Origin of the sequence: Robertmurraya korlensis, from assembly GCF_023715225.1 — a bacterium.
GTDB lineage: Bacteria > Bacillota > Bacilli > Bacillales > Cytobacillaceae > Robertmurraya_A.
In genome coordinates this window covers 25,723-38,447 of record NZ_JAMBNS010000007.1, presented here as the reverse complement: position 1 = coordinate 38,447, position 12,725 = coordinate 25,723, and the positions used below count along the sequence as shown (strand labels likewise).

At 37.8% G+C, this 12,725-nt stretch carries 12 protein-coding genes and 1 riboswitch; of the genes, 6 read left to right on the top strand and 6 right to left on the bottom strand.

Annotated features, from left to right (window positions below):
• The first annotated feature begins 266 nt into the window (after positions 1-266).
• From M3175_RS13545 to M3175_RS13525, 5 genes are all read left to right on the top strand, one after another.
• The gene (locus tag M3175_RS13545) at positions 267-989 is read left to right on the top strand and encodes a GntR family transcriptional regulator (protein ID WP_251519755.1); all 723 of its coding nucleotides are present in this window, start codon (positions 267-269) and stop codon (positions 987-989) included.
• Positions 982-2,520: a gluconokinase gene (gene gntK / locus M3175_RS13540; RefSeq protein WP_251519753.1), complete on the top strand. Its 1,539-nt coding sequence runs from the start codon at positions 982-984 to the stop codon at positions 2,518-2,520. The genes M3175_RS13545 and gntK overlap by 8 nt, the downstream gene beginning before the upstream one ends.
• A gap of 20 nt (positions 2,521-2,540) precedes the next feature.
• Positions 2,541-3,887: a GntP family permease gene (locus M3175_RS13535; protein ID WP_251519752.1), complete on the top strand. Its 1,347-nt coding sequence runs from the start codon at positions 2,541-2,543 to the stop codon at positions 3,885-3,887.
• 16 nt (positions 3,888-3,903) lie between these two features.
• Positions 3,904-5,307 (top strand): decarboxylating NADP(+)-dependent phosphogluconate dehydrogenase, encoded by a 1,404-nt coding sequence (gnd, locus tag M3175_RS13530; RefSeq protein ID WP_251519750.1) that lies wholly within the window; start codon positions 3,904-3,906, stop codon positions 5,305-5,307.
• 77 nt (positions 5,308-5,384) lie between these two features.
• The gene (locus tag M3175_RS13525) at positions 5,385-6,971 is read left to right on the top strand and encodes a bifunctional metallophosphatase/5'-nucleotidase (RefSeq protein WP_251519748.1); all 1,587 of its coding nucleotides are present in this window, start codon (positions 5,385-5,387) and stop codon (positions 6,969-6,971) included.
• Positions 6,972-7,017: 46 nt separating this feature from the next.
• Here the strand turns inward: M3175_RS13525 and M3175_RS13520 are convergent, their stop codons facing one another.
• The 5 genes from M3175_RS13520 to M3175_RS13500 all read right to left on the bottom strand — a co-directional run bounded on the left by M3175_RS13520 (position 7,018) and on the right by M3175_RS13500 (position 11,286).
• The gene (locus tag M3175_RS13520) at positions 7,018-7,584 is read right to left on the bottom strand and encodes a hypothetical protein (RefSeq protein ID WP_251519746.1); all 567 of its coding nucleotides are present in this window, start codon (positions 7,582-7,584) and stop codon (positions 7,018-7,020) included.
• Between the two features lie 132 nt (positions 7,585-7,716).
• Positions 7,717-8,793 (bottom strand): GGDEF domain-containing protein, encoded by a 1,077-nt coding sequence (locus tag M3175_RS13515; RefSeq protein ID WP_251519744.1) that lies wholly within the window; start codon positions 8,791-8,793, stop codon positions 7,717-7,719.
• Positions 8,794-8,854: 61 nt separating this feature from the next.
• Positions 8,855-8,937, bottom strand: a riboswitch (cyclic di-GMP riboswitch).
• A gap of 128 nt (positions 8,938-9,065) precedes the next feature.
• Entirely contained in the window at positions 9,066-9,773 is a 708-nt protein-coding gene (locus M3175_RS13510; RefSeq protein ID WP_251519739.1) for a M48 family metallopeptidase, read from the bottom strand.
• 47 nt (positions 9,774-9,820) lie between these two features.
• The gene (locus M3175_RS13505; RefSeq protein WP_251519730.1) at positions 9,821-10,570 is read right to left on the bottom strand and encodes a hypothetical protein; all 750 of its coding nucleotides are present in this window, start codon (positions 10,568-10,570) and stop codon (positions 9,821-9,823) included.
• Between the two features lie 2 nt (positions 10,571-10,572).
• Positions 10,573-11,286 (bottom strand): hypothetical protein, encoded by a 714-nt coding sequence (locus tag M3175_RS13500; RefSeq protein WP_251519728.1) that lies wholly within the window; start codon positions 11,284-11,286, stop codon positions 10,573-10,575.
• Between the two features lie 107 nt (positions 11,287-11,393).
• Between M3175_RS13500 and M3175_RS13495 the strand changes: the two genes are divergently transcribed.
• The gene (locus tag M3175_RS13495; protein WP_251519726.1) at positions 11,394-11,699 is read left to right on the top strand and encodes a hypothetical protein; all 306 of its coding nucleotides are present in this window, start codon (positions 11,394-11,396) and stop codon (positions 11,697-11,699) included.
• Between the two features lie 53 nt (positions 11,700-11,752).
• On the opposite strand, the gene M3175_RS13490 is transcribed toward M3175_RS13495, so the two are convergent.
• Positions 11,753-12,703, bottom strand: a complete 951-nt coding sequence (locus M3175_RS13490) for a ribose-phosphate diphosphokinase (protein ID WP_371321695.1) — start codon at positions 12,701-12,703, stop codon at positions 11,753-11,755.
• Between the last annotated feature and the right edge of the window lie 22 nt (positions 12,704-12,725).

The window sequence follows — 12,725 nt, the reverse complement described above, 5'->3', positions numbered from 1 at the left end:
ATTGGGGCTTATTCGGACTCTGTTCTGCCTTGCTGACTGTTCCTGTCCAAATCTTCTCCTCATTCGGACTCCCTTTCGGTTCCAACCTCCTAGCTACCTAGCAATCTCATATTCTCCTGCTCCTCAAAATTTCCTTGTTCCAAAGGGTTATCCGCCTAGTTGATAAATATTCCAGTTATTCTTTTTGTAAAAGCGCTTGCAAAACTAAATCATAGAGTTTATTATACTTGTATACAAGTATACTTGATTAACAGGAAGGTGTAGATATGACTGATTTTTTATATCCATCAAAATGGCTCTCAAAGGCTTCTGCTGGCGATCGTGTGACATGCGAGCTTAGAATGCGAATTATTTCTGGTTTAATTGAAAGCGGTGCCATCATTTCCGAAAATAAACTAGCTGCAGATTTTGCTGTGAGTCGTTCACCTGTTCGTGAAGCATTAAAAGTACTTGCATCAGAAAACATCATTCGACTAGAACGAATGGGTGCCGTTGTCATTGGGTTAACCGAAAAAGAAATCGAAGAAATATATGATGTTCGTCTGCTTATTGAAACATTTGTGTTCGAACGATTAGTAAGAATGGATGTGACTGAATTAGTTAAGGAACTCAGTAAGATCCTTGAAATGATGAAAGTTGCTATTAAGTATCAAGATGCAGATGAGTTCTCTTATCAGGATCTCCTATTCCATGAAACCATTATTCGTTCCATCAATCATTCGTACATGCTAATGATTTGGAATAATTTAAGACCTGTCATGGAAAGCTTCATTCTTTTATCCATGAGAGCTCGCTTTCAGGAAAAGTACGAAGATTTTGACCGAATTATTAAAAATCACAAGTTATATATTGAAGCCATTCAAACAAAAGAAAGAACCCTCATGGTTCAATCTTTACATCAAAATTTTGATGATGTTCAAGGAAAAGTAGATGATCTTTGGATGTCACAACAAATGCTTTCTAAAGGAGTAGAGACGGAAAATGACTAGCTATATGTTAGGTGTAGACATAGGAACAACCAGTACGAAAGCCGTTCTTTTTACTGAGAATGGCGAAGTGATTCAAACAGAGAATATTGGCTACCCTCTCTACACACCCAATATTTCAACAGCTGAACAAGACCCGGAAGAAATTTTCCAAGCAGTTTTGAAAGCCATTTCAAATATCACAAAGAAAAATCCACAAAAAGATATCGTGTTTGTTTCCTTCAGCAGTGCGATGCACAGCGTGATTGCTATCGATACAGATGACCAGCCTCTTACGGCATGTATCACCTGGGCTGACAATCGCAGTGAAGCTTGGACGCATAAGATTAAAACTGAACTGAATGGTCATGAAGTGTATAAACGTACAGGAACACCTCTTCACCCGATGTCACCATTAAGTAAAATGGCTTGGATTACGAATGATCGTCCAGAAATTGCTACAAAAACAAAGAAATACATCGGGATAAAGGAATATGTTTTCAAAAAGTTATTTAACCAGTATGTGGTCGATTATTCCCTTGCTTCTGCCATGGGCATGATGAATCTTCAAACCTTAGATTGGGATGAGGAAGCATTATCGATTGCAGGAGTTACGAGAGATCAATTGTCACAGTTGGTCCCAACCACACAAGTGTTTACAGACCTTCATCCAGACTTTGCAACGCAAATGGGGCTAGACGTCAAAACACCTTTTGTCATCGGTGCAAGTGATGGTGTACTTTCCAATCTTGGAGTGAATGCCATTCGCAAAGGTGAAATCGCTGTCACGATTGGTACAAGTGGAGCGATTCGAACCATTATTGAGAAGCCGCAAACCGATGAAAAAGGACGAATCTTTTGCTACGCACTAACTGAAAATCACTGGGTTATTGGTGGGCCAGTAAATAATGGTGGAATGATTCTTCGTTGGATTCGTGATGAATTTGCTTCTTCAGAAATTGAAACAGCAAAAAGACTTGGAATTGATCCATACGAGGTATTAACGAAGATTGCAGAACGCGTTAGACCAGGTGCTGACGGTTTGCTTTTCCATCCTTACCTAGCTGGTGAGCGGGCTCCCCTTTGGAATCCAGATGTTCGTGGATCATTCTTTGGCTTAACCCTCTCACATAAAAAGGAGCATATGATTCGTGCAGCTCTAGAGGGCGTCATCTACAACTTATACACGGTTTTCCTAGCACTAATCGAATGCATGGAGGGGCCAGTCACCCGCATTCAAGCAACGGGCGGATTTGCCAGATCCAATGTATGGCGTCAAATGATGTCCGATATTTTTGAATCTGAATTAGTTGTTCCGGAAAGCTATGAAAGCTCCTGTTTAGGAGCCTGTATTTTAGGTTTATATGCAACAGGAAAAATTGAGTCATTTGAAATTGCTTCTGAAATGATTGGCAGCACTTACAAACACACACCAAATGAAGAGGCGGTAAAAGAATATAGACAGCTATTGCCGATTTTCATTAACTTATCAAGAGTGCTAGAAAATGAATATAAACAAATTGCCAATTATCAAAGAGGTTTAATACAAAAATAAATATTTAGGGGGAAGCTACGATGCCATTAGTTATCGTCGGAGTAGGAATTATCGCTTTGCTCATTTTGATCATGGGGTTAAAATTAAACACATTTATTTCATTAATTATCGTTTCTTTCGGGGTGGCTTTAGCACTTGGTATGCCATTAGATGAAATCGTTACAACGATTGAAGCAGGTTTAGGTGGTACGCTCGGTCACTTAGCATTGATCTTTGGACTAGGTGCCATGCTGGGTAAATTGATTGCAGACTCTGGTGGCGCACAAAGAATTGCGATGACCCTAGTAAACAAATTTGGTGAGAAAAATATTCAATGGGCTGTTGTAGCCGCTTCATTCATTATCGGTGTCGCTTTATTCTTTGAAGTAGGATTAGTTTTATTAATTCCGATTGTATTTGCGATTTCAAGACAATTAAAGATCTCTATTTTGTATCTTGGTATTCCAATGACAGCTGCTTTATCTGTCACACACGGGTTCTTACCACCACATCCAGGACCAACCGTTATTGCTGGTGAGTATGGTGCAAACATTGGTGAAGTGTTACTTTATGGTTTCATTATTGCTATTCCAACCGTTATCTTAGCTGGACCTGTCTTTACAAAGATTGCAAAGAAGTTAGTTCCAGCCTCATTTACAAAAACAGGTAATATCGCTTCATTAGGAGAACAAAAAACATTTAAACTTGAGGACACACCTGGTTTTGGGATTAGTGTATTTACCGCTTTACTTCCAGTTATTTTAATGTCTATTGCTACAATTATCACTTTGCTTCAAAAAACATTAGGCTTTGAAGATAATAGTTTCCTAGCAATGATCCGCTTTATCGGTAATGCTGGAACTTCGATGTTGATTTCCTTATTAGTTGCCGTTTACACGATGGGATTAGCAAGAAAAATTCCAATCAAAAGTGTAATGGAATCTTGTACAACAGCTATCTCTCATATTGGAATGATGCTATTAATCATTGGTGGAGGCGGTGCCTTCAAGCAAGTATTAATCAACGGTGGCGTTGGTGACTATGTAGCTGAATTATTCAAGGGCACTTCTTTATCACCGATTTTACTAGCATGGATCATTGCAGCGATTCTACGTATTTCACTAGGATCTGCTACTGTGGCTGCCTTAACAACAGCTGGTTTGGTTATTCCGATGCTAGGTCAAACAGATGTAAACCTTGCTCTAGTAGTACTAGCAACAGGAGCTGGTAGCTTAATTGCTTCTCACGTAAACGATGCGGGCTTTTGGATGTTTAAAGAGTATTTTGGTTTAAGCATGAAAGAAACATTTGCTACATGGACATTGCTAGAAACGATTATTTCTGTAGCTGGATTAGGATTTATTCTTTTACTAAGCTTGTTTGTATAAAAGGAGTCGAAAATAGATGTACAATACCATTGGAGTCATTGGTTTAGGGGTCATGGGAAGTAATATTGCCTTAAACATGGCTAATAACGGTGAAAAAGTAAGCGTCTACAATTACACAAGGGACTTAACTGATCAGCTTATTCAAAAACTAGATGGTCAGTCTATCCACCCTTTCTATGAGATTGAAAATTTTGTTCAATCGTTAGAAACGCCTAGAAAAATCATTCTTATGGTCACTGCAGGTGCTCCGATTGATTCTGTAATTCAAGTTTTGCTTCCTTATCTTGAGGAAGGCGATATCATCATGGATGGTGGAAATTCTCACTACGAAGATACCGAGCGCAGATATCATGACCTAAAAGCAAGAGGGATTGGGTACCTCGGCATTGGAATTTCTGGTGGAGAAGTTGGGGCTTTAACTGGCCCCTCTATCATGCCAGGTGGAGACCAGGAAGTATATGATAAGGTCGCCCCTATCTTAACAAAAATTGCTGCACAGGTAGATGGAACACCTTGCTGTGTATATATTGGACCAAAGGGTTCTGGTCATTTTGTAAAAATGGTTCATAACGGAATTGAGTATGCCGATATGCAACTCATTACTGAAGCTTATGGGTTTTTAAGGGATACGCTGCTTTTATCTGTAGATGAGATTGCCGATATCTTTGAAACGTGGAATCAAGGGGAATTGAAGAGTTACTTAATCGAAATTACAACTGAGATTTTAAGAAAAAGAGACGATCTAACTGGGCTCCCTCTTATCGATGTGATTCTAGATAAGGTCGGTCAAAAAGGAACAGGTAAATGGACGAGTATTCAAGCGATTGACAATGGAATTGCTACCTCCATCATTACCGAATCATTGTTTGCTCGTTATGTCTCTTCGTTAAAAGAAGAACGATTGGCCGCTGAAGAAATGTTAGAAGGACCATCTCCCCTTCTCTCAAAACGGAACAAAGAAATATACATTGAATACGTCCGACAAGCCTTATATATGGGGAAGATTTGTGCATATGCTCAAGGCTTTAACCAATATAAAGCTACTTCAGAGCTCTATGATTGGAACCTCCCATTAGAAGATATTGCACTCATTTTCCGTGGTGGCTGTATCATTCGAGCAGAGTTCCTCAATGTCATTAGCGAAGCGTATAAAGAGAATCCACATCTATCTAACTTGCTTGTTGCGCCTTTCTTCGCTGAAAAAGTGAAGAAATACCAACAAGGATTAAGAAATATCGTCTGTGAGGGAATTCAATCAGGAATCTCCTTCCCTTGTTTAAGTGCTTCCCTCACCTACTACGATAGCTATCGTACGGGTCAATCACATGCGAATCTCTTACAAGCTCAACGTGATTATTTTGGAGCACATACGTATGAGCGAAATGATCGTGATGGAATTTTTCATACTGAATGGCAATAATAGTTTTGGTGCTGGCCCTTTGTGGTCATGCACCTTTTTCTGTATAATGACACCATGTAGGGTAAGGGGGAGACGCAATGAACCATCACAAATGCGCAAAACTAACGATAGTAGAAACCAGTGACATCCACGGACAGATCTTCCCTATTTTATATGGAACCAATACATACGAATCCATTGGTTTAGCCAAAATCGCTACCTATATCCCACACCTTCGTAGAACAGAAGAGAACCTCCTTCTCATTGATAATGGCGATAGTATTCAAGGCACACCACTAACCTATCACTTTGCAAAAAAGCAAAGTCATTTACCCAATCCTGTAATACTAACTTTTAACAAACTACATTATGATGCAGCTATTATTGGAAACCACGAGTTTAACTATGGCCTTCCTACTTTAGAACAAGGCATCTCTGAAGCTCAATTTCCCTTTTTATCTGCCAATATACTTAATAAACAGACAAAAGAACCTTACTTTGGAAAGCCCTACACGATAAAAACCTTCCCAGAAGGCATAAAGGTGGCCATTTTAGGATTAACAACACCTTATATCCCGAACTGGGAGAAAGCAGAACATATAGAAGGGTTAGAATTTGAGGATGCTGTAAAAAGCGCTAAAAAGTGGATTCCTCATATCAAGGAAAACGAACAACCTGATCTTTTCGTTGTTTCCTATCATGGTGGTTTTGAAAGAAACCTCAAAACAGGAGAGCCAACCGAAGCAATTACCGGTGAAAATCAAGCCTATCAACTATGCCAAGAAGTCGAAGGCATTGATGTGTTATTAACGGGACATCAGCACCGCTTATTGGCCGATGAGCTAAACGGTGTTACGATTGTTCAACCTGGAAATAGCGGAGCTTATATAGGGCAGGTTGATATAGAGTTCACCATGGATCGTGATCATAAATGGAAGTGTCTTTCGAAAAAAGCCTCTCTTGTTCCAGTTAAAGAGTGGAAAGAAGATGAGGAAATAGTACGATTGATTCTGCCTTACGAAGAAAAAACGCAAAAATGGCTCGATCAACCGATCGGACGTATTCAAGGCGATATGATCATAAAAGATCCCTTTCTTGCGCGTATTAAAGAACACCCTTTTATAGAATTTATCAACCATGTACAAATGGAAGCAAGTAACGCTGATATATCCAACACCGCTCTGTTCAGCAATCATGCCATTGGCCTTCCAACGAACGTAACGATGAGGGATATTGTTTCAAATTATATTTATCCCAATACGTTGACGGTATTAGAGTTAACGGGCCAGGATATTAAGGACGGTTTAGAAAAAAGTGCTACCTATTTTATCGTGAATGAACAGGGAGAAATAGAAGTGAATCCCCAATTCATTGATCCTAAGCCTCAACATTATAATTACGATATGTGGGAAGGAATTCAATACACGATTGACGTTGGAAAACCAGTAGGTGAACGAATTGTTTCTTTAATGAAGAATGGTGAACCTTTGGATCGGAAGCAAATGTATCACGTAGTCATGAATAATTACCGAGCTACCGGTGGTGGGAATTATTCTATGTATAAAGGAAAAAAAGTCATCAGAGAAATTCAAATTGACATGACTGAACTGCTTGCTAATTATTTTTCTAAGTATGGAACCATTACAGCTATAGTGAATGATAATTGGAAGGTAATTCAAACGTAAAATTGCTAGTAGGCAAGGGGCCTTCTTTGCCTACTAGTTATCCTTATTAGACAATAAGAAAAATTGTGACTGCAGCGATAATTACACCAAAAATAATACCTACTACTGCTCCAATTAGGTTTGTTTTTCGAGTATAGCCTTTTAATTCACTACTATTTATTGAACGGTCGATTTTCCGAAATCGAATGACAGATGCGATATTAATTACTAATAAAATGAAAAGTAAAAGTGTAATCATAAAGATGACATCCAGTTCAAAGGGTTGCTCAGATAAACTATGATTCCAGTAAGCTTGCAGAAACATAAAGCCACCCATGATGATATTTCCAATAAAATTTGTTTTCCTTTCTTTGTACCATTCACTTCCCATTTTTCCCTTTTCATAGACTGCTATCTTCTCGAAAATCGGTATCACTGACTTTGTCGTTTCTCCTTTTACAAGCCCTATAATCCCTCGAAGTGCCAAAAGGATGCCCAAAAACACGAAATATTGAGAGATTGATATTATGGTGATCTTAGCTACAGTAAAAAATAATAGTACACCTAAAAATATAATCACATTGGTTACAAGAAGCTGATTACCTCTCATCTTTCTTATTTCTTTATAGCCCATTTATCCCGCCCCCATTACATAAAAAACTACTATTTATTACCTACGATTATAACAACGATATGGAGTCAAATTTCTTCAATTTTCCCGCAAAAAAGGACAATGGTTAAATCCCCATTGCTCCTTTATCTTGACCTAATTAATGACCGTTTTATTTTTCCCAGTTCTCTTTGCAGTATAGAGTGCAGTATCTGCTCCTTTAAACAGATCTTCCTTGTTCATTCCAGGCAACAGTTTTTGTACACCAATACTGATTGTTACGTGACGCCCTTTGAGCTTAGGAAAACTAGTGTTTGCAATACTTTCCCGAATGTTTTCCACACGTTTAATAAAATCCTCTTCCGACGTTCCCATAGAGATCAATCCAAATTCCTCTCCTCCATACCGAGAAGGAAAGTCATCTCCAACAGAGTAAAATTTAATTTGCCGGGCGACTTCCATAATTACACTGTCTCCTGCTCTATGACCAAACGTATCATTAATTTGTTTGAAATTATCAATGTCAAGGACCGCTACATGCACGGTTAACTCCTCTGGTGAACGCAAACCTACAATCGAATCCAACTGTTCGTGAAAAGACCTGTGATTATATAATTCCGTAACAGGATCTAACCGGGTAAGCCTTTCCATTTGAATGTTTTTGGAGAACAGATCATTTTTTTCTTTTGTTGTTTTTAACAATTCTTTCATTACTTGATCACTATGTTTCATCAGGCTATTAATAAGTAGTGAAATCCCCAATAATATTAATATGATAATAATCAAATCTGCAGTATCCATATAAGCATGTATCGGTTCATAGAAAAAATAAATGACTAAAAAAGTGAGAATTGATATAAACACAGAAAATCGAATGATTCTTTTATTGTAGAAAAACAATGAGACCAGAACAGGAGTAATGAGTAAAACCATCAAAATTACTTTATCGTAAATACTAACAATGATAATGCTAATAAAAAGGGTAATTACAATCATAATAAAGTACTCCTGATGTTTCCGGAGCTTATGCATATACAACTCTGCACATAGCATGACAGTAATAAACTTAAAAAATGGAAATAAAATCACTTCTAAAAAAAATAACCACTTATCATACGTAGTAAGAAAAAAGTGTATTCCTGTCCCTAACAAATACAGTCCAATAATAACCCATAGGGTATTCAATATATCACGAATAAGTAGCCTTTTATCAAACATCTCTTCTCTATTCATTGGTTCTTCCTCCAATTTCACGTAGCATTCTAGCACTTCGTGAAAGCCATCTCTGGCTGTATTCGATAACCTGGCAATCTTAGCTTTCACCTTAGACCCATGGTTTTGCGTCTCTACCTTTCAGTAGATTTGCCTTTTCGTAATTGGAATAATTACTACTTTAGTACTATTATACTCGCAATATTGGTGGATAGATATAACAATACAAATTGTAAAATTAACCAATTGGTGACAAAAAAAAAGAGCCTTCATAAACGAAGACTTTCAACTTACTACACAGTCATTTTCCAACTCGAAAAAGATAGCCAATTTTCTTGTTCCTTATAATCAGGCATCATTTTCCCAACCAATCTCCAAAAAGAACGATCATGATTTAAATGCAACATATGGCACATTTCGTGCACAACCACATAATCAATTACCCTTTGGGGTGCCATCGCAAGCTTCCAGTTAAAAGTTAACTGCTGATTGGAATCACAAGTTCCCCACGTACGATTGCTGTCATTAATACGAACCGCCTTTGGCTTGATTTTAAAGTTGCTTTGATATGACTTGATGCTCTTCTCTACTAATGTCTTACATTGCTGATAGTAGAAACGCTTCAAAGCCTGTCTAATTTTTTCCTCCTCTAACTCTTTTACATAGATATGCAGTTTATTATCTTCAAACTTCACTTGATTCTGCGTAAGATTGGCGTCATGAAAGATTTGGATTGGATAGGTATTCCCTAAATAAAGAAAACTTTCTCCATGGTCATACATCTTTTCCTGTGGACCAAGCGCTCTCGCCTTCATTTCCTTAGACTTCTCTTGAATCCAGTCCCATTTTTCTTCGATAAATGAAAGCACGTAATCATTGGGTGTTCCTTTAGGAGCCTGGACTTCAATATTTCCATAAAGATCTATAGAAATCCCTATAGATTTGCGTTTTTTGTAGTTTATATTGTAACTGATCGTTTCACCTGAATAGTTGTGTATCATGTCATCACCTTTATCTACGAAATGCTATCCCCTTCATTTTATGATGATCATTTCGGAATTTCTAGATCTACTTTATTCATTATCAACATATGCTCCTGATAAATATCACCTACCACATACGTACTTCCATTCACTGTTTGTTCTGGAAATACTTCTTTTCCTGATTCGTTATAAGGGATCCAACCAAAATATGCATTTTGCAAAGGAAAAATATCATGTAAGAATAAACTTGGTTGCCCTACTCTTTCTTCTATTAATACTGAATTTAAAACATGAACCCAATTCTTTGGTAGTTGCAATATTCCGTAAGATTTTTCTCTTAATGAAATTTCCTTTTTCATTTGGACTTTTGGAAAATAATACTCCGCTCCATTGGTCATCCCATAGTTTCTATTCCTTATTAAGTAATATTGAATTTCTTGCAGCTGATCGTTTGGGTCCACATTCCAAACGATAACGAACGAAGAAGGATCATTTCCGTTTACCTTCCATACTTTCGGTTCACCCTTTGTATCAATCGTTAAGACTTGCCATTTATGATTCCTCCAGCCCCAGTAGCTTAGTCCATAATCCTCATTTGTAGAAATGTACGGTACAACCACATGATGTGTGTCAACAAATAAAGTATCTAGAATATCCTTTGCTCCTGCTTCCTCATAGGTTCTATTAACCTCCCGAACGATTTCTTCATTAGAGGGAAATGGTTTAGGAGGCCAAAAAAAGTACCAATAGACCAAAAAGGTTGTCAGTGAAACTACACTTAAAACGACAAGCAGCCACATACACTTCTTTTTCATTATCACTTGACCTCCTCAAGGAACGATTTGGCCGCTCTAAAATAAACATCCTTCTCCACCGTTTTTATCAATAGCCCTTTTCCATCACTTTCAATATAGGTCACTGGTTTTTTCCCACTGCCCCACTTTGAGGTCACCCCTGTAAGCTGATAAGGGAATCGTTCATTTCTTTCATTAGATTCCATTTCCATATAGGTCTCTTCATACCAATCTTGAATATAGATCATTTCCACTGTCATATTGGGAAGTTGATTCTCTAAGGCGACTTTATTTATCTTTTGCTCTGTAGCAGAAGGGTGAATGGGAATCAGCGAAGCATACTCGAGATTCGATAGATAGGTAGTTGCTTCCCTTTCAGGATAAAATGCAGACTGCAACGGGACAGCAAGTAATGTCGTTGCTATGAAAACAACATTTGCCCCAAAACCTAACCAAGCATATAATCGGTATCTCTCCCATCTTCCTTCTTTTTGCTTGAACACAAAATATAATATCCAAACACCAAGGGGTAATATCGGAAGCATCACTACTGTATCAAACATGGACCAATTTATATTAAATGAAAAAATACCTATGAATAAAACGACGATAACTTTCCATATTTTTAGTTTACTAGCCTTTTTCTTATAGATGTGAAAAGAGATTAATCCTATACTCACCCAAGCTATAACATTTAAGATGAAGGCAATAATGTTCAAAGTATAGCCTACAGTCATGGTCCCACCCCCGTTTTATTTCGTCACAAAACAAACACTCTTTTTACCCAATTTTACCATATCGGATGTTACAATAACTTTATTCACTGGTGAAAGGACGGATTCTTGTGCTGATAAAAAATATTCTAATTCCTTTATTATTTATTGGCATATTGTATTTACTTTACAGATGGAGTAAAGAACTTGAAAATCGGAATTTTACTATATTTATATATTTTTTTGTAAGTACGAATATTAGTCCTCTCTTTTCAACTACAACTGAGGACGGAGATTTTACCTTGTGGGTTCCTATGGGCTTTGCTATGGTTCTGATTTACCTTTATGCTAGCAAGCGTCAACACCCTGCGAAAACAAAGGCCATTGCCTTAGGTCTATGTGTCGCTATTGTTAAGATGATTCAAGCGTATCAATAACAATAACAGCAATACCAAAAAACTCTATCCTTGAGTCAGATAGAGTTTCTTTGTTATTCAAATAATGGACTTACCGCTTTCTCACTATGAATTCGGTCAATCGCTTCAACCAGCAATGGGGCAACAGATAAGCAAGTAATTTTCTCAAGTTGCTTTTCTTCAGATTGTTCAATCGTATTCGTCACAACAAGTTCTTTAATTGGTGACTGTTCAATTTTTTCAATGGAGTTCCCTGTAAACACTGCGTGTGTACAGCCTGCATAGATGGCTTTTGCACCGTGTTCGGCTAATGCTTTTGCTGCAAACGTAATGGTTGTTCCTGTATCAATAAGGTCATCAATAATGATTGCGTTTTTACCTTCTACATTTCCAATCACATCGTATGTTTCTTGGGCGCCTTCTTCTAGCTTTCTTTTATCTATAAGAGCGATTGGTGCATTTAGAGTATTGGCCAATTTTCTAGTTCTTCCGATACTACCGTTGTGTGGTGCCACAATGACCATATCCTCTAGCCCTTTCTCCATAAAATATTGCGCAAGAACGGGTACACCGATTAAATGCTCTACAGGGATATCAAAGAACCCTTGTAACTGAGGAGTATGAAGATCCATGGTAAGAACTCGATTCGCCCCAGCTGATTCTAATAGATTGGCTACTAGCTTAGCGGTGATTGGCTCACGAGAACGTGCCTTCCGATCCTGTCGACCATAAGCGTAGTAAGGAATCACTACATTGATGACACCTGCGGAGGCTCTTTTTAATGCATCAATCATAATTAAAAGCTCTAAAATATTATCGTTCACAGGGTACGAAGTGGATTGAACCACAAATACCTCACAGCCGCGGACACTCTCTTCAATATGAATTTGTATTTCTCCATCGCTAAACTGTGAAACTGAACAATTTCCCATTTTACAACCTAAAAGCTCCGCCATCTCTTCTACGAGCTTACGGTTTGAATTCAACGAAAACAACCTGAAATTATTACTTAATTGATAAGGCACCTTTTATCCCCCATACTCTTAT

What these genes read in the sequence shown, in the direction of transcription:
- M3175_RS13545 (WP_251519755.1), top strand. Translation starts at nt 267, where the DNA reads ATGACTGATTTTTTATATCCATCAAAATGGCTCTCAAAGGCTTCTGCT.
- gntK (WP_251519753.1), top strand. Translation starts at nt 982, where the DNA reads ATGACTAGCTATATGTTAGGTGTAGACATAGGAACAACCAGTACGAAA.
- M3175_RS13535 (WP_251519752.1), top strand. Translation starts at nt 2,541, where the DNA reads ATGCCATTAGTTATCGTCGGAGTAGGAATTATCGCTTTGCTCATTTTG.
- gnd (WP_251519750.1), top strand. Translation starts at nt 3,904, where the DNA reads ATGTACAATACCATTGGAGTCATTGGTTTAGGGGTCATGGGAAGTAAT.
- M3175_RS13525 (WP_251519748.1), top strand. Translation starts at nt 5,385, where the DNA reads ATGAACCATCACAAATGCGCAAAACTAACGATAGTAGAAACCAGTGAC.
- M3175_RS13520 (WP_251519746.1), bottom strand. Translation starts at nt 7,584, where the DNA reads ATGGGCTATAAAGAAATAAGAAAGATGAGAGGTAATCAGCTTCTTGTA.
- M3175_RS13515 (WP_251519744.1), bottom strand. Translation starts at nt 8,793, where the DNA reads ATGAATAGAGAAGAGATGTTTGATAAAAGGCTACTTATTCGTGATATA.
- M3175_RS13510 (WP_251519739.1), bottom strand. Translation starts at nt 9,773, where the DNA reads ATGATACACAACTATTCAGGTGAAACGATCAGTTACAATATAAACTAC.
- M3175_RS13505 (WP_251519730.1), bottom strand. Translation starts at nt 10,570, where the DNA reads ATGAAAAAGAAGTGTATGTGGCTGCTTGTCGTTTTAAGTGTAGTTTCA.
- M3175_RS13500 (WP_251519728.1), bottom strand. Translation starts at nt 11,286, where the DNA reads ATGACTGTAGGCTATACTTTGAACATTATTGCCTTCATCTTAAATGTT.